This is a genomic window from Hymenobacter gummosus (genome assembly GCF_003970915.1).
In the GTDB taxonomy this organism is placed as follows: Bacteria; Bacteroidota; Bacteroidia; order Cytophagales; family Hymenobacteraceae; genus Solirubrum; species Solirubrum gummosum.
In genome coordinates, this window is the sequence record NZ_RXOF01000023.1 from 56,586 (window position 1) to 80,167 (window position 23,582).

The 23,582-nt window shown below is 65.9% G+C and carries 19 protein-coding genes; 10 read left to right on the forward strand and 9 right to left on the reverse strand.

The window, feature by feature from the left end; all coding sequences use genetic code 11:
- Positions 1–116: 116 nt before the first annotated feature.
- The 7 genes from EJV47_RS26780 to recO all read left to right on the forward strand — a co-directional run bounded on the left by EJV47_RS26780 (position 117) and on the right by recO (position 7,555).
- Entirely contained in the window at positions 117–1,145 is a 1,029-nt protein-coding gene (locus EJV47_RS26780) for a DHH family phosphoesterase (RefSeq protein WP_126696289.1), read from the forward strand.
- A 181-nt stretch (positions 1,146–1,326) separates the two neighbouring features.
- The gene (locus EJV47_RS26785; RefSeq protein WP_126696290.1) at positions 1,327–2,340 is read left to right on the forward strand and encodes an FKBP-type peptidyl-prolyl cis-trans isomerase; all 1,014 of its coding nucleotides are present in this window, start codon (positions 1,327–1,329) and stop codon (positions 2,338–2,340) included.
- A 166-nt stretch (positions 2,341–2,506) separates the two neighbouring features.
- Positions 2,507–3,058, forward strand: a complete 552-nt coding sequence (locus tag EJV47_RS26790; RefSeq protein WP_126696291.1) for an FKBP-type peptidyl-prolyl cis-trans isomerase — start codon at positions 2,507–2,509, stop codon at positions 3,056–3,058.
- 113 nt (positions 3,059–3,171) lie between these two features.
- Positions 3,172–3,588 (forward strand): FKBP-type peptidyl-prolyl cis-trans isomerase, encoded by a 417-nt coding sequence (locus EJV47_RS26795; RefSeq protein ID WP_126696292.1) that lies wholly within the window; start codon positions 3,172–3,174, stop codon positions 3,586–3,588.
- 132 nt (positions 3,589–3,720) lie between these two features.
- Positions 3,721–4,350, forward strand: coding sequence for a thymidine kinase (locus EJV47_RS26800; protein WP_126696293.1), 630 nt, complete (start codon positions 3,721–3,723; stop codon positions 4,348–4,350).
- 57 nt (positions 4,351–4,407) lie between these two features.
- Positions 4,408–6,741 (forward strand): type IX secretion system anionic LPS delivery protein PorZ, encoded by a 2,334-nt coding sequence (porZ, locus tag EJV47_RS26805; RefSeq protein ID WP_126696294.1) that lies wholly within the window; start codon positions 4,408–4,410, stop codon positions 6,739–6,741.
- 94 nt (positions 6,742–6,835) lie between these two features.
- On the forward strand, positions 6,836–7,555 hold the full coding sequence (gene recO, locus EJV47_RS26810; protein ID WP_126696295.1) for a DNA repair protein RecO: 720 nt from the start codon (positions 6,836–6,838) through the stop codon (positions 7,553–7,555).
- A gap of 241 nt (positions 7,556–7,796) precedes the next feature.
- On the opposite strand, the gene EJV47_RS26815 is transcribed toward recO, so the two are convergent.
- The gene (locus EJV47_RS26815) at positions 7,797–8,120 is read right to left on the reverse strand and encodes a 2Fe-2S iron-sulfur cluster-binding protein (protein ID WP_126696296.1); all 324 of its coding nucleotides are present in this window, start codon (positions 8,118–8,120) and stop codon (positions 7,797–7,799) included.
- A gap of 40 nt (positions 8,121–8,160) precedes the next feature.
- Here EJV47_RS26815 and EJV47_RS26820 point away from each other — a divergent pair, with 40 nt between their 5' ends.
- Positions 8,161–9,459 (forward strand): hypothetical protein, encoded by a 1,299-nt coding sequence (locus EJV47_RS26820; protein ID WP_126696297.1) that lies wholly within the window; start codon positions 8,161–8,163, stop codon positions 9,457–9,459.
- A 246-nt stretch (positions 9,460–9,705) separates the two neighbouring features.
- Here the strand turns inward: EJV47_RS26820 and EJV47_RS26825 are convergent, their stop codons facing one another.
- The 8 genes from EJV47_RS26825 to purH all read right to left on the reverse strand — a co-directional run bounded on the left by EJV47_RS26825 (position 9,706) and on the right by purH (position 21,238).
- Positions 9,706–11,175 carry an ArnT family glycosyltransferase gene (locus tag EJV47_RS26825; RefSeq protein ID WP_126696298.1) on the reverse strand — a complete coding sequence of 490 codons (1,470 nt, stop codon included), beginning with the start codon at positions 11,173–11,175 and terminating at the stop codon, positions 9,706–9,708.
- The gene (locus EJV47_RS26830; RefSeq protein ID WP_126696299.1) at positions 11,175–12,704 is read right to left on the reverse strand and encodes a hypothetical protein; all 1,530 of its coding nucleotides are present in this window, start codon (positions 12,702–12,704) and stop codon (positions 11,175–11,177) included. Before EJV47_RS26830 ends, EJV47_RS26825 begins: the two co-directional genes overlap by 1 nt.
- Positions 12,705–12,961: 257 nt before the next feature.
- Positions 12,962–14,251, reverse strand: a complete 1,290-nt coding sequence (gene rodA / locus EJV47_RS26835; RefSeq protein ID WP_279389080.1) for a rod shape-determining protein RodA — start codon at positions 14,249–14,251, stop codon at positions 12,962–12,964.
- A gap of 255 nt (positions 14,252–14,506) precedes the next feature.
- Positions 14,507–16,354: a penicillin-binding protein 2 gene (gene mrdA, locus EJV47_RS26840; RefSeq protein WP_126696300.1), complete on the reverse strand. Its 1,848-nt coding sequence runs from the start codon at positions 16,352–16,354 to the stop codon at positions 14,507–14,509.
- A gap of 517 nt (positions 16,355–16,871) precedes the next feature.
- Complete coding sequence (locus EJV47_RS26845) at positions 16,872–17,396, reverse strand: hypothetical protein (RefSeq protein ID WP_126696301.1); 525 nt, start codon at positions 17,394–17,396, stop codon at positions 16,872–16,874.
- Positions 17,396–18,319, reverse strand: a complete 924-nt coding sequence (gene mreC, locus EJV47_RS26850) for a rod shape-determining protein MreC (RefSeq protein ID WP_126696302.1) — start codon at positions 18,317–18,319, stop codon at positions 17,396–17,398. The genes EJV47_RS26845 and mreC overlap by 1 nt, the downstream gene beginning before the upstream one ends.
- Before the next feature lie 90 nt (positions 18,320–18,409).
- The gene (locus EJV47_RS26855) at positions 18,410–19,432 is read right to left on the reverse strand and encodes a rod shape-determining protein (protein ID WP_126696303.1); all 1,023 of its coding nucleotides are present in this window, start codon (positions 19,430–19,432) and stop codon (positions 18,410–18,412) included.
- 225 nt (positions 19,433–19,657) lie between these two features.
- Positions 19,658–21,238 carry a bifunctional phosphoribosylaminoimidazolecarboxamide formyltransferase/IMP cyclohydrolase gene (gene purH, locus EJV47_RS26860; protein WP_126696304.1) on the reverse strand — a complete coding sequence of 527 codons (1,581 nt, stop codon included), beginning with the start codon at positions 21,236–21,238 and terminating at the stop codon, positions 19,658–19,660.
- Between the two features lie 284 nt (positions 21,239–21,522).
- Between purH and EJV47_RS26865 the strand changes: the two genes are divergently transcribed.
- Both EJV47_RS26865 and EJV47_RS26870 read left to right on the forward strand, forming a co-directional pair.
- The gene (locus tag EJV47_RS26865) at positions 21,523–22,704 is read left to right on the forward strand and encodes an acyl-CoA dehydrogenase family protein (protein ID WP_126696305.1); all 1,182 of its coding nucleotides are present in this window, start codon (positions 21,523–21,525) and stop codon (positions 22,702–22,704) included.
- A gap of 72 nt (positions 22,705–22,776) precedes the next feature.
- Complete coding sequence (locus tag EJV47_RS26870) at positions 22,777–23,526, forward strand: PIG-L deacetylase family protein (protein WP_126696306.1); 750 nt, start codon at positions 22,777–22,779, stop codon at positions 23,524–23,526.
- Positions 23,527–23,582 lie beyond the last annotated feature (56 nt).

Below are 23,582 nucleotides of genomic sequence, written 5' to 3' on the forward strand. Positions count from 1 at the left end.
GAACCGAAAAGCCGGGCCCCGGTGTTGGGCGGAGAACAAGTTTGGGAATTGTTCGCGAAATTTGCCGCCTTGCGAAGCCGGTAAGCTTCGCTAAGTCAGTCACCTATCAACCGGCAATGCACGACGTTACGGCGTTGAAGGCGCTCCTACAGGAGCCGCGGCGCATCTTCATCACTACCCACCACAAACCCGACGCCGACGCCCTGGGCTCGTCGCTGGGGCTGGCGGGCTACCTGCGCAAAAAGGGCCACCAGGTGACGGTGGTCACGCCCTCCGACTACCCCGATTTCCTCAGCTGGATGCCCGGCAACGAGGACGTAGTCGTTTTCGAGCCCGGCCGCAACGACCGGCGCATTCAGGACATCCTGGACCAGTGCGACGTGCTGTTCTGCCTGGATTTCTCGGCCCTGGGCCGCATCAACGAGCTGGGCGAGTACGTGCGCCGGGCCCGGGCCACCAAGGTCCTCATCGACCACCACGAGCAGCCCGAGCCCTTCGCCGACCTGGCGTTTTCGTTTCCGTCGGCGGCGGCTACGGCCGAGCTGGTGTTCGAAATCATCCGTGACCTGGGCGACCAGGCGCTGATTACGCCCGAAATCGGGGAGTGCCTGTACGCGGGCATCATGACGGACACGGGCTCGTTCCGCCACCCCAGCACCTCGCGCAACGTGCACATGATCATTGCCGAGCTGCTCGACGCGGGCATCAACCTCTCGGCCGTGCACCGGCGCATCTACGACTCGCACTCCGAGGAGCGGCTGCGCTTCCTGGGCTTCGTGCTCAAGGACAAGCTGCGGGTGCTGCGCGAGTACAACACGGCCTACATTGCCATTACGGCCGACGAGCTGCGCCAGTACCACTCCAAAACCGGCGACACCGAGGGCCTGGTCAACTTCGCGCTCAGCATCGAGGGCATTGTGTTTGCCGCCATTCTCATCGACCGCGTCAACGCCGTCAAGATTTCCTTCCGCTCGGTGGGCGAATTTTCGGTGAGTGAGTTTTCGCGGCGGCACTTCAACGGCGGCGGCCACCACAACGCGGCCGGCGGCATCAGCTACGAGCCCCTGGACGCGGCCGTGCAGCGCTTCCTCGATTTGCTGCCCGAGTACCAGACCCAGCTCGTCACGGCCCCGCTGACGGTGTAAAGGACGCTAGGTGAAGAACGAAGAAACCGGCCAAAAAGCAGCTGAATTACCTGGCTAACACGGCTTTTCCCCGTTAGACGCCGGCCTGATTTCAGCGGTTCCGCCTTTCGTCCTTCCCCATTCCTGCTTCCTCCTTAATCCGTCCTACCTTCGCCCCGCATTTTCTCTCTTTTCCTCATACATGCTCCGCAAATCCTTTCTTCTGTGGCCGGCCGTTGTGGCCAGCGCCGTCGGGCTGAATGCCTGTAACCAGGTCGCCAACTTTGCCAAGACCAAGTCGGGCATCGAATACAAGATTTTCGACAAGGCCGGCAAGGCCAAGACCATCAAGCCCGAAACGGCCGAGGCCGACTACAAAAAGAACGTAGGCCAGATCATTGCGCTGCACGTGGAATACCGCACGGCCAAGGACTCGGTGCTGTTCCAGTCGCGCAAGCAGCAGATGGGCTACCCGGTGCGCGTGCCGCTGCAGGAAGTAGCCCGCAAGGGCGGCCTGGAGGAGGCCATTTCGCTGCTGCAGCCCGGCGACTCGGGCGTGTTCCGCTTCAACGCCGACTCCCTGTCGCTGAAGACCACCGGCCAGCCGGCCCCGCCGCAGATCAAGAAGCACGGCAACACGATGACCTTGTACGTGAAGGTCGACGCCATCCAGAGCCAGGCCGACGCCATGGCTGCCCAGCAGAAGGCCATGCAGGAAATGCAGGCCAAGATGAAGCAGCACGAGGAAAAGCAGAAGCCCCTGGACGACAAGACCATTCAGGAGTACGTGCAGAAAAACAACCTGCAGGCCCAGAAAACGGCTTCGGGTATCTACTACATCATCACCCAGCCGGGCAGCGGCCCCAAGCCCACCCCGGGCCAGACGGTATCGGTGAACTACCGCGGCACCCTGCTCAACGGCAAGGAGTTTGACTCCTCGGCCAAGCAGGGCCGCCCGATTGAATTCCCCATCGGCGTGGGCCAGGTCATTCCGGGCTGGGACGAGGGCATTCCGCTGCTCAACAAGGGCGCCAAGGCCGTGCTGCTGATTCCGTCGAGCCTGGCCTACGGGCAGCGCGGTGCCGGCGCCGACATTCCGGCCGACGCCGTGCTGCGCTTCGACGTGGAGCTGGTAGACGTGAAAGCTGCTCCGCCCCAGCCGCCCATGGGCATGATGCCCGGCGGTGCCCCGCAAGGCGCGCCCCAGGGTCGGTAGCAGTTGCTAAATGGCCGGATGATTAAATGGCTGGTCGTGCCGACCACCGAGCCAGGAACCATTTAGCCATCTAATCATTTAACCATTCAACCACCGACGTAATGCAACCCGCTGGCGGGCGGCCGGCTCTACTAGCTGGCTGCCCGCCTTTTTTTCCGCTTTCGTTATGCAACCCACTCCCGCTTTTACCCTGCTGCGCCGCTTGCTGTGGGCCCTGATGCTGCCGCTGCTGCTGCTCGGCACCGCCGCCTGCGACGACGACAACAACTCCCAGGAAGAACTGAACCGGCTCATTGAAGAGCAGAAGGTGAAGGACGAAGCCGCCATTCAGGCGTACCTGACGGCCAACAACATCACTAACGCTACCCGTACGTCCTCGGGCCTGTACGTCATCCGGACCAACACCCCGGGTACGGGACCCACGCCGGTCGACAAGGCCCAGGTAAAAACCAAGTACATCGGCCGCTACTTCAGCTCGGGCCTGCGCTTCGACGCCTCCATCGACAACGGCACGGAGTGCGGCTGCGCCGTGTTTACCGTCGGCAGCGTGATTCCGGCCTGGAACGAAGTGCTGGTGACCATGCACAAAGGAGACCGGGTAACCATTCTGGTGCCCTCTCATTTAGGTTACGGCGCGGCCGGCAACCCCGGCGGCGGTATTCCGGCCTTCACCCCGCTCATGTTCGACATTGAGCTGATAGACTTCACCAACCCCTAAAACGCCGGTTGCGGCTTGCCCGCCGACGTTTTCCGACGCGGACCCTGCCCCAGGGTCCGCGTTTTTTTGTCGCTGGCCGCCGGCCCCGCGCCGTTCGGCTTACCTTAGCCCCGATGCTGACTACGGTTTTTCTTCTCGCTCTGGCGGCCCCTGGCTCCCCGGCCGCCGACACGCTGCGCACCCCGGGCGGCGTGCAGTACGTGGTGCACCAGCCGGGCCAGGGCCAGCCGCCGGGGCCTAAGGGTTCCGTGCGCGTGCACTACACCGGTTTTCTGCCCAACGGCAAGTATTTCGACACCTCGGCCACCGACCGCCGGCCGCTGCGGGTGCGCCTGGGCCGCGGCGAAATCATTCCGGGCTGGGAGGAGCTGCTGCCGCTGCTGCCCGCGGGTGCCCGCGTGTGGGCCCGCGTTCCGGCCCGGCTGGCCTACGGCGCCAAGGGCGTGCGCGACCCCGACGACGACACGCGCTACCGCATCCCGCCCGACACCGACCTGGTGTTCGAGCTGGAAATCGTGCGGGTGAATTGATTGCCGCTTGCAGGTGTTCAGGATCAGCACCTTTCCCGGGCCCACTCGGCCCGCCGCGGGTGGCCGACTTGATAAAGCGGCCCGCGGCGGTGTACCTTCGGATTTCCAAGCAGCCCGTTTTTCACCCCGCGCATGTTTATTGAACCCCGTGTCGGCAATGGCCGCGAGTTGCCCCGCCGGGGCTGGATTGAGGTGGTCGTCGGCTCGATGTTCTCGGGCAAGACCGAGGAGCTGATTCGGCGCCTGAACCGGGCCAAGATTGCCCGGCAGCGGGTCGAAATATTTAAGCCCGCCCTCGATACGCGCTACCACGTGGAGGATGTGGTGTCGCACAACGCCACCAGCATCCGCTCCACGCCCATCACCTTCCCGCAGGAAATGCTGCTGCTGGCCAGCAACTGCGACGTGGTGGGCATCGACGAAGCCCAGTTTTTCGACGCCTCGCTGGTGGAAGTCTGCAACCAGCTGGCCAACCACGGCGTGCGCGTCATCGTGGCCGGGCTGGACATGGACTACCTCGGCCAGCCTTTCGGACCCATGCCGGCGCTGCTGGCCGTGGCCGAGTACGTGACCAAGGTGCACGCCGTGTGCGTGCGCTGCGGCGACATTGCCACCTACTCCTTCCGCAAAGCCGCCTCGGCCGAGCAGGTACTGCTGGGCGAAACCGATTCCTACGAAGCCCGCTGCCGCCACTGCTTCCTGGAAGGCCAGCAAGAAAAAAGCGCGGCCGAAACCGATGCCGTGGCTACTACCAAGCACTAATTGGGGCGCGGCGGCGTTACGGGCGTACCCTTATCCGCTGATACTCTTCTTCGACGTATGACACAAGCGCTACGCTCTGCGCTGCTGCTGGCTTTCACGCTGCTGGCTGGCATCCTTTCCGCTTCGGCCCAGCGCACCGCCGCCTACGGCGACTGGCAGCTGCACCTGCCCACCAACCGCTCCCGCACGCTGGCCGACGCCGGCGACCGGATCTTCGTGGCGGCCGAGGACGCGTTTTACGTGTTCGACAAGCAGACCACCAGCATTCAGCGCCTCTCCCGCCGCGACGGGCTGAACGACGTGGACGTGGATGCGCTGGCCTTTGACTCGCTCACCCAGCAGGTGGTGGTGGTGTACCGCAGCGGCACCATCGATTTGCTTTCGCCCGAGGGCCGGGTCGTTGGTACGCTCTCGGACATCAAGCGCAAGGCCATCGTGGGCAAGACCATCAACAGCGTCAGCGTGGCGCGGCGCCTGGCCTACGTCAACACCAACTTTGGCATTGTGGTAGTGGACTTGCAGCGCCGCGAGGTGCGCGACACCTACTCCAACATCGGCGCCGGCGGCGTGGTAGCCGAAACGTTTGCCACCACCGTGCTCGGCGACTCGCTGTACGCGGCCACCAGCAGCGGTTTGCTGCGCGGCCGCCTCACCGACAACCTGCTGAACTACCAGAACTGGCGCGTCAGCCCGAGCTACGGGCCGCGGCCCGGCAACCCCTACCGCTGGCTGGTCACGCACCAGGGCAAGGTGTACGCGGGTATGTTCGGCGACAACGTGCTGCGGGCCGTGGGGAACAACTGGGTCCGCATCGGCTTTTACACCCCCGACGTGCGCGGGCTGCGTTCTTCGGCCGCCGGGCTCATCATCAATGAGCTGCAGCGCGTGACTATTCTGGACACGCGCACCAATACCGTGCGGCAGCAGGTGCAGAACCACCCGAAAATGCCCATCCCGCTGGACGCTAGCCGCAGCCGCAGCGGCCCCCTGTACGTGGCCGACTTCACCAACGGCCTGCTGCGCATCGAGGGCCAGAACGTGGAAAGCTTCGTGGCCAACGGTCCGGCCTCGGTGCAGGCCTTCAACATCCTGCCGGATGCGGCCAGTAAGACGGTGACGGTATTCTCGGGCGGCTACGGCAGCAACTACGCGCAGAATGGGTACCAGGATGGGTTTTACGTCTTCGATGAAAACGGCCGTTGGACCAACTACAACAGCCAGAACTACAGCGCGACGGATTTTCCGAATTTCAGAGACTTCAGCCGCGGCGTCCGCACGCCCGACGGCACCCTGTACGCGGCCAGCTACGGCTTTGGGCTGCTGGAGTGGAAAGGGCCGGGCCAGTGGAAGCAGTACACCTACGGCATGCCCGGCGTGCCCCTAAGAACGGCCAACAGCGGCGGCGACCCGGAATACACCCGCCTGACCGATGCCGCCACCGACCCCAGCGGCAACGTGTGGGTGGTCAACCGCTCGTTCGACCGCGGCGGCCCCGGCTTGTTCCGCTTCACACCCTCGACGGGCGAGTGGCAGTCTGGCCCCACCTTCGCCGGCTCCGACAACCTGGAGCGCCTTGCCATCGACGACCTGGGGCACCTGTGGGTGGCCCGCGCCCTGGCCCTGAATCCGGGGGTAGTGGCCTACAACCCCGAAACGGCGGCCCTGCGCAACCTCAACTCCACTGACGGCCTGCCCAACTCCTCGGTGCGCGACATCGTGAAGGACCGCCGGGGCGCCATCTGGGCGGCCACCAACGTCGGCGTGGCGGTGTACGATGACCCCAGCTCGGCCTTTACGCCGGATGCCGCCGGCTTCCGCACGCCCATCGTGCGCCGGGGCGCGGGCAGCGGCTACGCGGCCCTGTCGACGGAGGTGGTGCGCTGCGTGGCCGTGGACGGGGCCAACCGCAAGTGGTTCGGTACCGATAACGGGCTGTGGCTGTTCAACGAGGACGCCGACGAGGGCCTGCTCTACTTCACCACCGACAACAGCCCGCTGCCCTCCAACCGCATTGTGGACGTGGCCGTGGACGACCGGACCGGCGAAGTGTGGGTAGCCACGGAGGCTGGCCTGGTATCGTACCGCGGCTCGGCCACGGTGACGGAGGGCACGCCCACGGCCAAGAGCTGCGCCAAGGTGTTCCCGAACCCGGTGCGCCAGGATTTCAGCGGGCAGGTGGGCATTTCGGGCTTGGCCAACAACGCCGAGGTCAAAATCACCGACGTGAGCGGCAAGCTGGTGTACCAGACGCGCGCCACCGGCGGCACCGTGGTCTGGAACTTGGCCGACTACAACGGCCGCCGCGTGCAGTCGGGCGTGTACCTGGTACTGAGCGCCGACGCCGACGGCAAAAACGGCTGCATCTCGAAAGTGGCCGTATTGACCAAATAGAACGGCTAAATTGTTGAATTGTTAAATGGCTGGTCGTTCACGAATCGGTAGAACGGCCAGCCATTTAGCCATTTAACAATTCAACAATTGACCCATGCTGATCAAGACCCGGGGCATCGTCCTGAACTACCTGAAATACCGCGAAACGAGCATCATTGCGCGCATCTACACCGAGCAGCGAGGGGTGCAGTCGTACGTCGTGAACGGGGTGCGCAAGGCCAAGCCGCCGGGGCGCATTGCGCTGTTTCAGCCCTTCACCCTGCTCGACATGGTGGCCTACGTCTCGCCCCGCGGCGGGCTGACGCGCCTCTCCGAGTACCGCTGCCTGCGCCCTTTCCACACCCTGCCCTACGACGTGCGCAAGAGCAGCGTGGTGCTGTTCCTCTCGGAAGTGGTGAGCCGGGTGCTGCGCGAGGAAGAGGCCAACGAGGCCCTGTTCGAGTTTCTGTACCAGGCCATTGTGGCGTTTGACGAGCAGGAAGAGGGCTTCGAGAACTTCTCCCTGATGTTTCTGCTGCGCCTGGCCCACTACCTGGGTTTCGGCCCCGAGTCGGGCCAGCAGATAACGGAGCAGGTAGCCTTTGCCACCGACGCCAACCTGCCCGGCACCACCCGCCCCACGGTGCTGCGCTTCCAGGAGTTCGAGCATTTCTTCGACGAGCTGCTGGCCGGCGACCCCAACGCCTCGGTACCCAACGGCCGCGTGCGCCGCGAGCTGCTGACCATCCTGCTGCGCTACTACCAGCTCCACGTCGAAAACCTCGGCGACATCCGCTCCCTCGACGTGCTGTCGGACGTGCTGGCAGAATTGTAGTCACCGGTACGGGTGTCTGTCATTGCGAGGAGGCACGACGAAGCAATCCTTCCTCCAGTAGCACCGCCGAAGCAATGTTTGCTGACCGAAAACGCCCCGCCCGGAACCTCGTGTCTGAAGGTTTTGAGCGAGGCGTTTTTGAATATTACGGGTTGAACCGTCGTGCCACGAGGGGAAGGATTGGCTACGCCTTCCTACGGTTGCCGCGGCTTCGCCTCGCAACGACTGCCCGTGCGGCCGCCTATTCCACGTACTGCACGTGCGGCAGCTTGGTGGCCTCGGGCACGCGGCCGACTACCTCGCCCTCGGGCAGTTGGGCCTGGCAGGTGAGGCGGGCAGTGGCGGCCAGGCGGCCGGTGCTGAGGTAGCGCAGCTCGTGGGCGGTGGGCGGGGCCAGGTTCTCGGCGCCGCTCAGCAGCTCGATGCGGCAGGTGGTGCAGCGGCCGCGGCCCCCGCAGGCGTGCATCCAGTCGTGGCCGGCTTCGTGCAGGGCCCGAAGCAACGTCTGGCCCGGGCTTACGTTGATAGGGCCGCCGGGCAGATTCTGCACGGTTAGTGTAGGCATTTTGGCTAACTTGCCCGCTTGAAGCAGGCTTTTTCTGAGGATGCAAGATACGTATAGCAACGACCAGCTCACCGCCTACGGACGCCGGCTGGCCGCTCGCCTCTGCGACCAATACTTCGCCGCCCAACCGGTCGGCGCCACGCTCGACGGCCCGGCCGTGCTCAAACTCGCCCCGGTGCGCCAGCTCAATCTGTACGTGGTGCAGCAGCTGCTGGCCCAGTGGACCGGCGAAATGGGCCGGCTGCGCAGCCCTTATTTCGACTACGAAGACCCGGCCGTGCGCCAGGCCCTCACGCAGCTTATGAACCTGCTGAGCCGGCGCATCCGCCTCACGCGCAGCACCTACGAGCCCCTGCTGGCCCAGGCTGCCGCCGACACGCTGCGCACCGCCCTCGACCCGCAGGCCATCTTCGAAAGCAAGCTGCTGCCCGACGGCTTGTCGTCCGCCGCGCCCGCCCAGCTGCGCGACGCCCTGCGTTACGTGGACGTGAACAAGGCGCTGTTTCAGGACTTCATCGACAGCCTGCCGGCCGATTTGCCCCAGGAGCGGGACTTCCTGCTCAACCGCTTCCGCCTCTACCGCGACGCTCACTACAAGGACGCTACCCCCATCGGTGCCCTGCTCGACGAGCTGAGCCAGGTGCTGCCCGTAACGGAAGCCGAACTGCGCCCGGCCGCGGCGGCCCCGCAGCCGGCCCCTGCCCCGGCAGCCCCCGAAGTAGCCGCAGCCGCTCCGGCCCCGCCGACCGTCGCAGCCCCGGAGCCGGTGGCTGCCCCGGTGGTAGTGCCCCCGCCGGCCCCCGTTGCCGCGGCGGAGCCAGCCCCGGCAGTGGCCCCGACGCCCGCACCGGAGCCGCAGCCAGTAGTAGCCGCCGCGCCCGTTATCGAGCCGGTTGTAGTAGCTGGACCGGCCCCCGTTGTTTCGGCCCCCGAAGCCCCCGCTCCGGCGGCAGCCGAGAAGCCCAAGCCCCTGGCGGCAGCAGCCCCGGCCGCGCCCACCCTGGCCGACCGGCTGGCCGCTACGGCCAGCGGCTCCGGCACGCTGAACGAGAAGCTGGCCTCGACTGCGGCCCCGGCCGCCACGCTGGCCGAGGCTCAGCCCAAGGTGGAATCCTTGCGCAGCGCCATTTCCATCAACCAGCGCTTTAGCTTCATCAACGAGCTGTTCAACGGCGAAAACATGGAATACCACGCCGCCGTGGAGCACCTCGACGCCCTGCCCACGGCCGACGCTGCCAAACGCTACGTGACCGAAGACCTGGCCCAACGCTACCAGTGGACGCGCAAGGACGAGCACATCAACAAGCTGCTGCGCCTCATCGACCGGAAATTTGCCTGAACCAGGTGATGAGGTGACACGTGACAGGCACGGCCTCCGCCCGCGTGTCACGTTACCAGCCACCGGCAAGCGTAACTGATTTCGAGCTCCGTAGGAGCGGCACCTTGACTGCGTCGGTCGGGTGCCGCTCCTACGGAGCTCTTCTGTTACCGTAGCTCTTCGGGCTATTGACGTGACGCCGCTCCGCGGCTGGGGCCCAACCCGTTCCCACTCACCTGTCACCTGTCACGTGTTACCTGTCACGTGTTACCTGTCACCTCTCACCTCATAAAGGCGGAAGTACACCTGCCCGGCCCGCTCTTCGTGGCGCAGGTGCCAGTATTGCTGCAACGAATCCAGCGCGGCGTCGCCGAAGTTCATCACGTTGGATTGTAGCACGTAGCGGTTGCGGCGCAGGTCGACGGGGGCGAAGCGGCGGGCGTCGCCGGTGAGGTCTACGTCGTGCAGGGGGTAGGCGTTGGGGAAGCTGCTGCCGACGGTGCCGAGCGGAATGCCTTGCGCGTCGAGCCAGGCTATGCTTTGCTGGCGCAGGCGGAAGTAGGGCCAGTGCGCCAGGGAAGCGTCCCAGCCGTTGGCAATGCGGTCGGGATACACCCAGCAGTGGCCGCTGAGCAGGCCCAGCAGGGCCAGCGCGGCCAGGATGCGGGGCAGACCGCGGGCCGACGGCCGGGGCAGCGCCGCCAGCTCGGCCAGCAGGTGGGCTACCAGCAGGGCCAGCAGCAGCAGCGCGGGCAGGTAGTAGCGGTGGCCGATGGGGTTAGCGTACCACACCATCAGGCCGGACATGATGAGCACCGGCGGCAGCCACAGCGCCAGCAGCTGCCCGGTGCGCGGGCCGGGCCGCCAGCCGCCGCGCCACAGTAGCCCGGCGGCCACGGCCCCCACCAGCCACAGCGTCAGCCGGCCATTATCCACCAGCCGCCAGCCGATGATGACCACGTTGCGCAGCACCCCGGCCGGGCCGAGGCGCTGGTAGTTGCCGGCCCAGGGCGAGTCGGGGTTGTAGCCCACCCAGCCGGTGAGGCAGTAATGCAGCCCCAGCCAGCCCGCGGCCAGCAGTAACGCCGGCAGCAGGGGCCAGATTAGAGCCAGCAGGGTACGAACGGTCAAGTCGAAGCGTCGTTTGCCCTCGGCTGCGCGGCGCGGCCACCACTCGGGCCAGCGCAGCAGCAGAGCCGTGAGGCCCAGAGCGGCCCAGAGCAGCAGGCCGCGGGTGCTCAGCAGCACCAGCGGCGCGGTGCCGGCCGCGGTTTGCCCCGGGCGGCGGGCCAGCAGGCCGTTCAGGGCCAGCAGGTAGCAAAACGTCACGGCCACGTCGGGCGAGACGAGGGTGCTCTGGGCCAGCCAGGTGGCATCGAGCCAGACCAGCAGCAGGCCGGGCAGCACCCAGGCGGCGGGCAGAAAGCGGCGCACCAGCCGGTACAGCTGCCAGAGCGTGCCCAGCACCAGCGGCAGCATGGCCCAGTGGCTCACCGCTACCGACGGGCCGAACAGACGCCACACCCCGGCCAGGGCCAGCCCGAACAGCGGCGGGTGGCCGGCGTCGAATTCGGCGGGCAGCACGGGCCGCTGCAGGCCGTGCTGGTAGTACCACTGGGCGTAGCGCGAGGCCTGCAGCACGGCGTCCCAGAAGAAACCGTGGTGCCGGGCCAGGGCGGTGAGCAGGACGCTGCCGAGGGCCAGCGCGAGCAGCAGGAAGCGGTGCGAGCGGGGCATCAGCGCAGGTCGGTGAGGTAGCGGGGGCCGAAGAAGGTGGGAAACGAGTCGCGGCGCTGCTGGTGGAAGCCGCGCAGCAGCTCGGCGTCGGCATTCGACTGCAGGAGGCGGGCCCGGTCGAGCAGCTGGGGGCCGCCGAGGGCGTCGGTGCTGAGGCGGCGGCCGGCCTGCTGCTGGGCGCGCAGCCAGGCTTGCAGCTGCGCGGGGCGCCAGTGGCGCTGCTGGGCCAGCAGGGCGGGCGCGGGCAGCACGTTGGGCTGCCCGTCGCGGCCGGTGAGGTAGTGCAGGCGGTTCAGGGCCAGGTTGTGGTTGTCGAGCAGAAACCAGGTGCCCGGCTCCTGCTGCACCCGGCGCAGCAGCGGGGCGAGGTTGGTGTAGTCGAGCAGGTGACTGGGCAGCAGGCCGAAAGCCAGATTCCAGGCCAACAGAGCCGCCCCGGCAGCCAGCAGCGGGGTGGCGGGCAGCTGCGGGTACAGCCGGGGCCGGGCGGTCAGCACCACCGCCAGCAGTACCGGCAGCATCACCATAAACTCGGCGTTGCCCGAGGCCCAGGCCGCAAAGCCCAGGTGCAGCAGCAGAATCAGCCCGTGGGTGCGTCCGGCAGCCCGCAGCAGCGTGGGCGGCGCGGTGCTTTCGGCGCCGGCCGCCGATGCGCTCCGGCTGCGGCGGCGCCAAGCCCAGACCACGCCCACCAACCCGAGTAGCGGCACCAAGGCTAGCCAGGGAAGCCGGCGCACCAGCGCCAGGGTGGAGCCGTGCACCTGCGCGAAGCTGCGCACCAGGTTGGCCACGGTCAGCAGCAGGGCCTTGGCGGCGGAGGCCGGGGCGCCGGCCGAGCCGCTCACGAAGTCGTGCAGGGCAAAGCGCAGCAGGGCTGTCGGCGTCAGCGGCAGCTGCCAGTAGGCCAGGGCCAGCCCGTAGGCCAGCGGAATCAGCAGGGCCGGGGCCAGAAACCAGCGCACAGCCCGGCGGTGCGGGGCGTAGACCAGCGTCCCGATCAGCAGGCCCAACCACCACCAGGCGTGCAGTTGGTGCAGCAGGCAGGCCCCGGCAGCCCAGCCGCCAGCCGCCAGCAGGGCTCCGGCGCGGCCCGCCCGCAGGTAGCGCAGCCAGCTGCCGCTGGCCAGCACCGAGAGCAGCAGGGGCAGCATGTACGTCTCGTTTTCGGTGGCGAAGCGCAACAGGCCGAAGCTGCCGCCCGCCAGCAGCAGCAGGGCCAGGCGCAGCGCGGACGGCGCACCGAGCTGATGCAGAATGCCTCGCAGCCCGAGCAGCACGCCGCCGTAGGCCAGGGCGTTTAGGGCCAGCAGAGCCGCCAGGGCATCGGGGCCCAGGGGGCCGAGCAGCTGCAGCCACAGCCAGCCCACCGCGTTGTAGAGCAGGTGGTGGGGCAGCAGCAAATCGTGGCCGTGGCGCACGCAGGCGGCGTAGTACCAGGCGTCGGAGGTGCTGTTGCGGGTGGGCAGCAGCAGCACCAGCAAAGTCAGCAGCAGAATCAGCGCCCATTCGCGGCGCGCGGCGGAAAGCATCGGCGCAAGATATGGCCGGACGGCGGTAGGCGCCCTACCGGGGCATTTTCAATTGAAAACACGGCGGTAGGTACCCTACCGGGACGTTTTCAATTGAAAACACGCCGGTAGGGTGCCTACCAGGGCAAAACCGATTGATTTCGTCTTGGTAGGCATCCTACCAAGGCAAAATCAATTGATTCTGTCTTGGTAGGAGCCCTACTGAAGCAAAACCAATTGATTCCGTCTTGGTAGAGGCGCTACCAGGACGGCTCACGCTACCGCACCAAATCCTGCTTGCGGTAGGCATCGATGGCCAGCAAAATGAACAGCAGAATGGTAAACGACCAGAGCGAGGAGCCGCCGTAGGAGAAAAAGGGCAGCGGAATACCCACCACCGGGGCCAGCCCGATGGTCATGCCGATGTTGACGCAGAAGTGGAAGAAAATGATGCTGGCCACGCAGTAGCCGTAGGTGCGCCCAAACACCGATTTCTGCCGCTCGGCCACCACAATGACGCGGAAAATCAGGGCCATAAAGAGGATGATGACCGTCATGGTGCCCAGCCAGCCCCACTCCTCGCCCACCGTGCAGAAGATGAAGTCGGTGCTCTGCTCGGGCACGAAGTCGAAGCGCGTCTGGGTGCCTTCGAGGAAGCCCTTGCCGGCCAGCCCGCCCGAGCCGATGGCAATTTTGGACTGCGTCACGTTCCAGCCCACGCCCAGCGGGTCGGCCGAGGGATTCAGCAGCACCTCGATGCGCTTCTGCTGGTGGGGCTGCAGCACGTTGTTGTAGAAGAAATCCACCCCGAACACCATGCCCAGCACGATGCCGTACACGCCCACGGCCAGCGGCAGATGGTGGCGCAGCACCCGCGGGTTCAGGGCCAGCACCGCGGCCAGAATCAGCGTGAAGGCGCCCACCAGCCAGAGCTTGGGTACCAGCAGCGACAGAATGAGCACCAGCCCCGCCGCCGCCAGAATCAGCAGAATCAGCGGCGACATGCCCTCCCGGAAGTAAGCCAGCAGAAAGGCCCCGAACACCAGCGCCTGCCCCGTTTCGTTGGAGGCAATGATGAGCAGCGGGGGCAAAAGCGTGAGGCCCGCCAGCACCAGCTGCTGCTTGAAGGCCTGCTGGCGCAGGTTGATGCCCGCCATAAAGCGCGACACGGCCAGGGCCGTGGTGAACTTGGCAAACTCGGCCGGCTGCAGGCGCATGGGCCCCAGCTCCAGCCAGGAGCGGGAGCCGGCAATGGGCCGGGCAATGACCAAGGTGACGATGAGCAGCACAATCATGCCCCCGTACATGACGTAGGCGAAGGTGTCGTAGGCCTTGTGGTCGATAACGAGCAAGACCACGATGAGCAGCACGCTCACGCCAATCCAGACCAGCTGCTTAAACCAGTTGAAGGCCATCAGCCCGCTCCAGTCGGCCGAAAACACGCGCGAAAACGGCACCTCCGCCGCGTAGGAGGCGGCGTACACGTTCAGCAGGCCCACGCCCACCATGGTGAGGTAGATGAGCAGGGTCACCCAGTCGATGCTGCGGCTGTAACGGACTTGGTTCAAGGCAGGGAGGTGTGGTTAGGGGCAGACAAAGAGTAAATAGAACGTCATCCTGAGCAGAGCGAAGGACCTTCCTCCTACCCTGCACCAACGGTTAAGTCCTGGCTTCGACGTTCTGAATGTAAGAGCGTTGGTGGCTGCGCTTGTCGGTTGATGCGGCTATTAAATCAGCGTCAGCACTTCGTAGGTGGCGGCGGTGCAGGGTTGGAGGAAGGTCCTTCGCTCTGCTCAGGATGACGTTTTTTTCTCCCCATAGACTTACCGCCTATTCCTATTTTTTACAAACCGATCCGCCGAGCCGGGCAGCCACTCTTCCCAGCGGTGACGCCAGGGGGCCACTTTGCGGCGCAGGTACTTCTCCATCATCAGGCCGGCCATGGGCGCGGCCGAAGAGCCCCCGAAGCCGGCGTTTTCGATGAAGACCGAAATGGCAATTTTCGGGTCGTTGGCCGGGGCGAAGCCGCCGAAGGTGGCGTGGTCGATGCCGTGGTAGTTCTGCACCGTGCCGGTTTTGCCCGCTACCGAAATGCCCACGTCGAGCAGGCTGGCGTGCTCCCCGGTGCCGCCGCGGCCGTCGACCACCGCCACCATGCCCGGCACGATGGCGTTGAAGTGGCTGCTGTCGACGCTGGTGTAGTGGCGCTGCTTGAAGCGCTCCAGCGGCCCCTTATTGCCCACGCTGCGCACGAAGTGGGGCGGGTAGTAGTAGCCGCGGTTGGCAAAAATGGCCATGAGGTTGGCCATCTGCAGCGGCGTCACCTGAATTTCGCCCTGCCCGATGCTGAGCGAGTAGATGGTTTTGTAGGTCCAGCGGTTCTCGCCGTAGCGCTTGTTGTAGAAGTTGGGCGAAGGAATCAGCCCCATCCGTTCGCCGGGCAGGTCCACGTCGAGGTGCTGGGCCAGGCCGAAGGAGGTGACGTGCTTGCGCCAGTCGGCCAGCCCGAGGGCTACGTCCTTGAACTTGCTGGGGGAACGGCCGCGGCGCACCGTGGCAAACATCACCTGGTAGAAGTAAGGGTTGCAGCTGTTCTTGGTGGCAATGGTGAGGTTGCTGGGGTACTCGTGGCGGTGGGTGCAGCGCACCAGCTTCCAGTTGCACGGAAAGCCGGTGCTGGGCGTCACCACGCCTTCCTGCAGGGCAATGGCCTCGTTCACCAGCTTAAACACCGAGCCGGGCGAGTAGGCCGCCGCCAGCGGGCGGTTGAACAAGGGCCGGGCCGTGTCGCGCAGCAGCTCCATGTAGCGGTTGCCCGAGCCCTTGCCCGTGAGCATGGCCGGGTCGAACTCCGGCGCCGACACGAAGGCCAGGATTTCCCCGGTCTTGGGCTCGATGGCCACGATGGAGCCGCGCTTGCCCTGCATCAGGTATTCCCCGTAGGCCTGCAGCTCCGGGTCGATGCTCAGGTGCAAATCCTGCCCCGCCACCGACAGCGTATCGAACTCCCCGTCGCGGAAGGCGCCCTTCTCAATGCCGCGCACGTTCACCATGCGGTACTGCACCCCGCGCCGGCCCATCAGCTCCTGCTCGTAGTAGGCCTCCACCCCGCTGATGCCCAGAAAGTCGCCGGCCAGGTAGTGGGCGTACTTGGGCTTTTCCAGCATGGTGGGCGAAATCGGCCCGACGTAGCCCAGGGCGTGGGCCAGGTGCTGCGTCTGGTACGAGCGGGCCATGCGCGGCTTGATGCTGAAGCCGGGAAAGTCGATGAGGTTGTCCTGAATAGCGGCCAGCTCCCGGGTGCTCAGGTTCTGCACCAGCGGCGAGGCCTTGACGCGGGAGTAGATTTTGGCCGCCTTGAGCCCGTCGCGCAGCTCCTGCACGGGCATCTGCAGCAGCTGGCAGAAGCGCAGGGTATCGAGCTTCTTCACCTCCCGCGGAATGACCATGAGGTCGTACACCGGCGTGTTCTGCACCAGCAGCTTGCCGTTACGGTCGTAGATGAGGCCGCGGTAGGGCACCTGCACGATGCGCTGCAGGGTATTTTTGTCGGCGGCCAGCTTGTAGCTGCCGTCGAGCACCTGAATGTGGAAGAGCCGCACCGCAAACACCACCGCCACCGCCAGGAAGATGCCCAGCACGACAAATTTGCGGCCTTCTAAGTACTGCAAGACGCGTTACGTTCTGAAGGTGAGTTGACTGCCCGAGGGGCAATCAGCCCGCAAAGGTACCACCGCCACGCCGTTATCCCTACGTGCCCAGCCGATTCGCCCGGCAGTCGGCCCCTGAACAAACTGGGCGGCGGTTTTGCTCCCGAGCAGGTTCGGCGGGTTGGTAAAGCAGCGCTGTCAGGTCGGGCGCAGCGAGACGTCTGGGGCAGCTGCAACTGCCTTTACGTGTCGTCCCCAGCCGCAGCGCGGCGCTATATTGGTAGGAATACCAGCGCGTATGCACAACCGAGCTGCAACGCAGCGGCATGGCATAGCTGATGTTGAACGAGTGCGCTGACGTTCACGCGGCCCCTTTGCCATGCCGCTGCGCTGCAGCTCGATACGTTCTGCTGCGGCAGGCTACCAACATGGCGCCGCGCTGCGGCTGTAGTTCTGCGCTTCTACTGCTGGCGGAGTTCTACGCAGATAACAGCGTCCGCACCCAGATGGCTTGCTGCGCTCGACATGACAGGCCCGCCTACCGCCGGCGCCTTGCCGGGAACAGCAGCAGCTGCACGATGAGCATGGTCACGCCCGTAAACAGGGTGCTGGCCAGAATCTTGAGCAGCGTCAGGCCGATGGCCGAGAACGAGCCCAGCTCCAGGAAGAAGAACACGAAGTGGTGAATGGGTACCAGCACGCCCAAGAACACCCCGAACCACTGCCAGCCCATCTGGTGAATGTTCACCGCATCCTGGGCGTCGTACCCGTCGCGGGGGGTGAGGATGCGCAGCACCCAGGGGCGCAGGTAGCCCAGCAGCACCGCCGAGGCCGCGTGCAGGCCGCCGGTGTCGTAGAACAGGTCCATGGAGAAGCCCATCAGGAAGCTCACTACCAGCGTGACGACGATGGGCGTGGCAATGGGCAAAAAGAGCAGGAAGCCCAGGTAAAAAAAGCACCAGCCCACGTCGAAAAGCTGCAGGCGACTGATGAGCAGCACGTGCACGGCGGCGTAGAGCAGAAAGCGGCCGGCCTGCAGCAGGAGTTGCAATGCGTTACCCATTACGGCTTGCCTCCTTCCTCTTCCGCCGCGGCGCGCAGGCCCGAGCGGGTTTCCAGCGTGTCGCGCTCGGCCACCCGCGGCTGCGGGCCCACCACGTACACGTAGGTCAGCTTCGAAAAATCCACCGCCAGCCGCACCCGCACCGTCCAGAAGTTCTTGTCCGGCTCCTTGGCGAAATAATCAACGGTGCCAATCATGACGCCCTCCGGGAATACCTGGTTGTAGCCCGACGTTACCACCGTGTCGCCCATCAGCAGCTTGTTCTGGCGCGGAATGTAGTCGAGGATGACGTGGGTGGGGTCCTCGCCCAGCCACTTGATGGTGCCGAAGGTCCCGTCGTGGCGCAGCTTGGCCGATACATTGGTCTTGGAGTGCAGCACGGAGGTGACGGTGGCGTAATGCTCACTGACCTGCCGCACCCGGCCCACCACGCCCGCGCCCGTCAGCACGCCCATGCCCGCGCGCACGCCCTGCTGGGTGCCGGCGTTAAGGGTCAGGTAGTTATCCACCCGGCGCAGGGTCTGGTTGATGACGCGGGCCGGCACCAGCGGGTAGTCCGAGGAGCGGGTCAGCAGCTGCTGCAGGCCGACGAGTAGGGTATCGGGCCGCAGGCGGGTGCCGGTGGTGTCGCCGGAAGCGGCCAGGCTGTCGGGCATGCGGGCGGCCAAATCGGAGCGGTAGAGCTGGCGGCGCAGCTGGGCGTTTTCGGCGGCCAGGGCTTTGTTCTTGTCGATCAGGCTGAAGTAGTCGTACACCTGCGTGCGCACCTCCAGCACCCGCCCGATATAGGCGTTCGAAGAGTTGAAAAACGCTGCCCGCTGGTAGGCGCTGTTGCGAATAAACAGCACCAAACTCACGACTTCCAGCAACGCAAATACCAGGAAGCCCCGGTAGCGGTACAGAAAGTCGAGCAGGTTTCTCATGGGTTAAATTGTCAAATGGTTGAATGGTTAAATGGCTGGTCGTTCCACGTCGGAACGACCAGCCATTTAACCATTCAACCATTCAGCCATTTACGACAGCAGCACGCTGCGGAAGCCGGTAATGTTCTTGATGGCGGCGCCGGTGCCGCGCACCACGGCGCGCAGCGGGTCTTCGGGCACGTGCACGGGCAGCTTGGTCTTGGCCGCCAGGCGCTTGTCGAGGCCGCGCAGCAGGGCCCCGCCGCCGGTCAGGTGAATGCCGTTGTCGTAGATGTCGGCCGACAGCTCCGGCGGGGCAATTTCCAGGGCCTTGAGCACGGCTTCCTCGATTTTGGCCACCGACTTATCCAGGGCAATGGCAATTTCAGCCGACGTCACCTTGATAACCTTCGGAATGCCGGTCATCAGGTCGCGGCCGCGCACCTCGTAGTCGGGCGGAGTCACGTCCAGCTCGGTGAGGGCCGCGCCCACCTCGATTTTGATTTTTTCCGCGCTCCGCTCCCCGATCAGCAGGTTGTGCTGCCGGCGCATGTAATCCAGAATGTCCTGGTTGAACACGTCCCCGGCCGTCTTGATGGACTGGTCGCAGACGATACCCGACAGGGCAATAACCGCAATTTCGGTGGTGCCCCCGCCGATGTCGATAATCATCGAGCCCACGGGCTGCTCCACGTCGATGCCGATGCCGATGGCGGCGGCCATGGGCTCCTGAATCATCCACACTTCCTTGGCGCCGGCGTGCTCGGCCGAGTCGCGCACGGCGCGCTTCTCCACTTCGGTAATGCCCGACGGGATGCAGATAACCATGCGGTGCGAGGGTTGAAACAGGCGCGTGCCGGTGTTAATCATCCGGATCAGGCCCTTAATCATTTCCTCGGCGGCGTGGAAGTCGGCAATAACGCCGTCTTTCAGCGGCCGAATGGTTTTGATGTTGTCGTGGGTCTTCTCGTGCATCTGCTGCGCTTGCCGGCCCACGGCAATGACTTTATTGGTCGTTCGGTCTTTGGCAATAATGCTGGGCTCGTCCACGACAATCTTGTCGTTGTGGATGATCAGCGTATTGGCCGTACCCAAGTCGATGGCAATGTCGCTGGTGAAATTGAAGAATCCCATGGAGTAGCGGCTGAAAAGCAGCGGCGCAGAGCGCGCCACGCAAAAAGGTGGGCAAAGGTAAGCAAGGTTTCTGGTACGGCCTTGTATATGAATTGTCATCCTGAGCAAAGCGAAGGACCTTACCCCGTTAGAACGGAAATCGTTACAACGACTCGTTCCTCCGTGACAAGGTCCTTCGCTTTGCTCAGGATGACAGACGATTAACCGCTTGTCGAAACCACCCAATTAGTGTTTAAAGTGCCGCACGCCGGTCAGCACCATGGCCATGCCCAGGCGGTTGCAGGCGTCGATGCTGTCCTGGTCCTTGATGGAGCCGCCGGGCTGCACCACGGCGCGGATGCCGGCCGCGCCGGCAATTTCCACGCAGTCGGGGAAGGGGAAGAAGGCGTCGGAGGCCATGACGGCGCCCTGCAGGTCGAAGCCGAAGGACTTGGCCTTTTCGATGGCCTGCTTCAGCGCGTCCACCCGCGAGGTCTGGCCCACGCCGGAGGCCAGCAGCTGCCCGGCCTTGGCCAGCACGATGGTGTTGCTCTTGGTGTGCTTGCACACTTTCAGGGCGAATTCCAGCGCCTCTACCTCCTCGGCCGTGGGGGCGGTTTCCGTCACCGGGCGGAACTCGTTGCGGCCTTCTACCACGCGGTCGAAGTCCTGCTCCACGAAGCCGTTGAGCAGCGTCTTCACCTGCTTGGTGGGCAGCTCCACCGGCTTTTGCAGCAGCAGGATGCGGTTTTTCTTGCTTTGCAGCGTCGGCAGCGCATCAGCGGCGAAGCCCGGCGCGATGAGCACCTCGAAGAACAGCTTGTTCAGCTCCTCAGCGGTGGCCGCGTCCACTTCCTTGTTGACGATAATCACGCCGCCGAAGGCCGAAATCGGGTCACAGGCCAGGGCGTTGACGTAGGCCTCGTGCAGCGTTGCCGCCTGGGCCACGCCGCAGGCGTTGGTGTGCTTGAGGATGGCCACGGCGGGCTGGCCCTGCTGGAATTCCTGCATCAGCAGTACGGCCGCGTCCACGTCCACCAGGTTGTTGTAGCTGAGCTGCTTGCCGTGCAGCTGCTCGAACAGGGCCGACAGGTCGCCGTAGAAGGTGCCCTGCTGGTGGGGGTTTTCGCCGTAGCGCAGCGGCGTGGCGGGCCCCTCGCTGATTTTCAGCGCGGTGCCGGCTACTTCGGTGCCCTGGGCGAGGTAGTTGAAGATGTGGGTGTCGTAGTGCGAGGTCTGCTGGAAGGCGGCGGCGGCGTAGTGCCGGCGCTGCTCCAGGGTGGTGGCCCCGTTCTGGGCGGCCAGCAGCTCGGTCACGGCCGCGTACTGCTCGCGGGAGCTCACCACCAGCACGTCGCGGAAGTTCTTGGCGGCGGCGCGCAGCAGCGAGATGCCGCCGATGTCGATTTTCTCAATCACGTCCTGCTCCCCGGCGCCGCTGGCTACGGTTTCCTCGAAGGGGTAGAGGTCGACGATAACCAGGTCGATGGCGGGAATCTGGTGCTGCTCGGCCTGCTGCAGGTCGCCGGCCTCGTGGCGGCGGTGCAGGATGCCGCCGAACACCTTGGGGTGCAGGGTTTTCACGCGGCCGCCAAATACCTCCGGAAAGCCCGTCAGGGCATCAACGGCCGTTACGTCGGCGCCCAGCTCCTCGATAAACTTGAGGGTGCCGCCGGTGGAGTACATCTGCACGCCGTGCTGCTGCAGCAGGCGCACCAGCGGCTCCAGCCGGTCTTTGTAGTACACGGAAACCAGCGCCCCGCGGATGGGCAGCTGCGCGGCGGCAGCAGTTTCCGGGGTGGCGGCGGCGGGCGAAGACGAACTCATGGCAAACGAAAGGTTTGGGGGTGAAACGCGCCGCGAAGGTAGGTTTTCCCGCCCGGAGGCGCGGCCTGCCCCGGCGGAATTGTGCGGCCTCTCAGGGCTTTTGGCCTTCGGCTGTCATTGTCACAACCGACCGGCCCAGGGCTTGACAACTCGTCAACGGCCTTGCCTCCCCCCTCCGCCCCCGGCCACCCGCGCAGCACGGCCCAGGCGGCACGCAGCCCTTTGCCCGCTGGCTGCGTATTGCCGAGCTGGGGAGCCGCTTCCCCCGTAGTTGCCGCCCATCTATGCGTATTGCCATTGCCTGGCCGGACGCCCCGGCCCCCGATACTAATCCATTATTGCCCGCCGCGGCCGTAGCTGCCGCCGCCCAGCTTACTCCGCGCCTGCTGGCCCAGGCCCCCGAATCCGACCACGAAGGCGGCTTTCCGCGCCAGGAATTCGACTGGCTGCGCGCCGCCGGGCTGCTGACGGGCCCGCTGCCGCCCGGCCTCGGCGGGGCGGGCCTGAACCAGCCGGCGCAGCTGGCCGAGCAGCTGCAGGTACTGCGCCACATCGGGGCCGGCAACCTGGCCGTGGGCCGGGTGTACGAGGGGCACCTGAACGCGCTGCAGCTCATCGAGCGGTTTGGCACTCAGGGGCAGCTGCGGCGCTACGCGGCCGACGCGCAGGCGGGCCACCTGTTCGGCGTGTGGAACACCGAGGCCCAGGACGGGGTGCAGCTGATGCCGCTGCCCGACGGCCGCTTCCGCCTGCGCGGCGCCAAAACCTTCGGCTCGGGCGCGGGGCAGCTCACCCGCCCGCTGCTTACCGGCAAGCTGCCCGATGGCGGCTGGCAGATGCTGGTGCTGCCCGCCGACGAGCAGGTGCCCCGGCTCGACCCGAGCTTCTGGCAGCCGCTGGGCATGCGCGCCACCGCCAGCTTCCGCGTCGACCTCACCGGGCTGGAAATCGGCTCCGAGGACCTTGTGGGCCAGCCCGGCGACTATTACCGGCAGCCCTGGTTTAGCGGCGGGGCGGTGCGCTTTGCGGCGGTGCAGCTGGGCGGGGCCGAGGCCGTGCTCGACGCCACCCGCCGCTTCCTGCAGGGCCTGGGCCGCACCGACGACCCGTACCAGCGCCAGCGCCTGGGCGAAATGGCCCTGCTGGTGGAAAGCGGCCAGCTCTGGCTGGCGGGCACCGCCGCCCGCTACCCCGGCACCGACGAGGAAGAAGCCCAGGCCGAAAGCATCGTCGCCTACGCCAACATGGTGCGCACCGCCATCGAAGAAATCGGCCTGCGCGTGCTGCAGCTGGCCGAGCGCAGCGTGGGGGCCCGGGGCCTGCTGCGCCCGCACCCGCTGGAGCGTCTGCACCGCGACCTGACGCACTACCTGCGCCAGCCCGCCCCCGACGCGGCCCTGGCCGACATCGGCCGCTTCGCCCTGGCCCGGACTGAACCCGCCGCCCAACTCTGGCGGGCCATCTAAGCTCTGCGCACCTCCGCGCTATCCTCCGCGCACCTCGGCGAGAAACGCCACCCGCGCCGCTCGTTGCTGCTTATGACAAACCGCCCCGCCGCCCTGCTCGACCTGCCGCTGCGCCTCCCGGAATCCGCCGCCGCCCTCGGCCCCACGGCCATCCTCATCCCCCACCCCGACGATGAGTCTTTGGGCTGCGGCGGCCTGCTGGCCCTGCTGCGGCAAGCCGGTCTGCCGGTATCGGCCGCCCTGGTCACCGATGGCACCATGTCGCACCCGAACTCGGTGCGCTTTCCGCCCCAGGCCCGGCAGCAGCTGCGCGAACAGGAGCTGCGCCGGGCCCTGCACGAATTGGGGGTAGATGACGGCAACCTCCTGACGCTGAACTTACCCGACGGCGCCGCGCCGCACTCCTCCGCCCAACCGGGCTTCGCTGAGGCCGCCCAGCGGCTGGCGCACTGGCTGCAACAACAGCAGCCGCAGACCCTGCTGCTGCCCTGGCGCCGCGACCCGCACCCCGACCACCGCGCCACTTACGCCCTGGCCCAGGCCGCCCTGGCGCGGTTGCCGCAGCCCCTGCGGCAGCTGGAATACGTGGTGTGGGCCTGGCAGCGGGCTGCCGCCGACGATTTGCCCCGCCCCGACGAAGTGCAGGGCTGGCGCCTCGACGTCGGCCCCGTGCTGGCGCAGAAGCAGCAAGCCATTCACGCCCACCAGTCCCAGCTCGGCGGCCTGATCGACGACGACCCGGCCGGCTTTCAACTCAGCCCCGACATGCTGGCCCACTTCGCCCAGCCCTTCGAAACCTACTTTGAGGCCCTCCATTCCTGATGCCGCCGGCCTGCTACAGTTTTTCAGTCCTTGCAAAAACTGTAGCAAGCGCCCGT

Bases quoted from the DNA above. Each gene is read 5' to 3' on its own strand.
- EJV47_RS26815 (WP_126696296.1), bottom strand. From the start codon at position 8,120: ATGCCTACACTAACCGTGCAGAATCTGCCCGGCGGCCCTATCAACGTA.
- EJV47_RS26800 (WP_126696293.1), top strand. From the start codon at position 3,721: ATGTTTATTGAACCCCGTGTCGGCAATGGCCGCGAGTTGCCCCGCCGG.
- porZ (WP_126696294.1), top strand. From the start codon at position 4,408: ATGACACAAGCGCTACGCTCTGCGCTGCTGCTGGCTTTCACGCTGCTG.
- EJV47_RS26865 (WP_126696305.1), top strand. From the start codon at position 21,523: ATGCGTATTGCCATTGCCTGGCCGGACGCCCCGGCCCCCGATACTAAT.
- purH (WP_126696304.1), bottom strand. From the start codon at position 21,238: ATGAGTTCGTCTTCGCCCGCCGCCGCCACCCCGGAAACTGCTGCCGCC.
- EJV47_RS26790 (WP_126696291.1), top strand. From the start codon at position 2,507: ATGCAACCCACTCCCGCTTTTACCCTGCTGCGCCGCTTGCTGTGGGCC.
- EJV47_RS26795 (WP_126696292.1), top strand. From the start codon at position 3,172: ATGCTGACTACGGTTTTTCTTCTCGCTCTGGCGGCCCCTGGCTCCCCG.
- EJV47_RS26830 (WP_126696299.1), bottom strand. From the start codon at position 12,704: ATGCTTTCCGCCGCGCGCCGCGAATGGGCGCTGATTCTGCTGCTGACT.
- EJV47_RS26870 (WP_126696306.1), top strand. From the start codon at position 22,777: ATGACAAACCGCCCCGCCGCCCTGCTCGACCTGCCGCTGCGCCTCCCG.
- mreC (WP_126696302.1), bottom strand. From the start codon at position 18,319: ATGAGAAACCTGCTCGACTTTCTGTACCGCTACCGGGGCTTCCTGGTA.
- EJV47_RS26785 (WP_126696290.1), top strand. From the start codon at position 1,327: ATGCTCCGCAAATCCTTTCTTCTGTGGCCGGCCGTTGTGGCCAGCGCC.
- EJV47_RS26820 (WP_126696297.1), top strand. From the start codon at position 8,161: ATGCAAGATACGTATAGCAACGACCAGCTCACCGCCTACGGACGCCGG.
- EJV47_RS26825 (WP_126696298.1), bottom strand. From the start codon at position 11,175: ATGCCCCGCTCGCACCGCTTCCTGCTGCTCGCGCTGGCCCTCGGCAGC.
- EJV47_RS26780 (WP_126696289.1), top strand. From the start codon at position 117: ATGCACGACGTTACGGCGTTGAAGGCGCTCCTACAGGAGCCGCGGCGC.
- recO (WP_126696295.1), top strand. From the start codon at position 6,836: ATGCTGATCAAGACCCGGGGCATCGTCCTGAACTACCTGAAATACCGC.
- EJV47_RS26845 (WP_126696301.1), bottom strand. From the start codon at position 17,396: ATGGGTAACGCATTGCAACTCCTGCTGCAGGCCGGCCGCTTTCTGCTC.
- EJV47_RS26855 (WP_126696303.1), bottom strand. From the start codon at position 19,432: ATGGGATTCTTCAATTTCACCAGCGACATTGCCATCGACTTGGGTACG.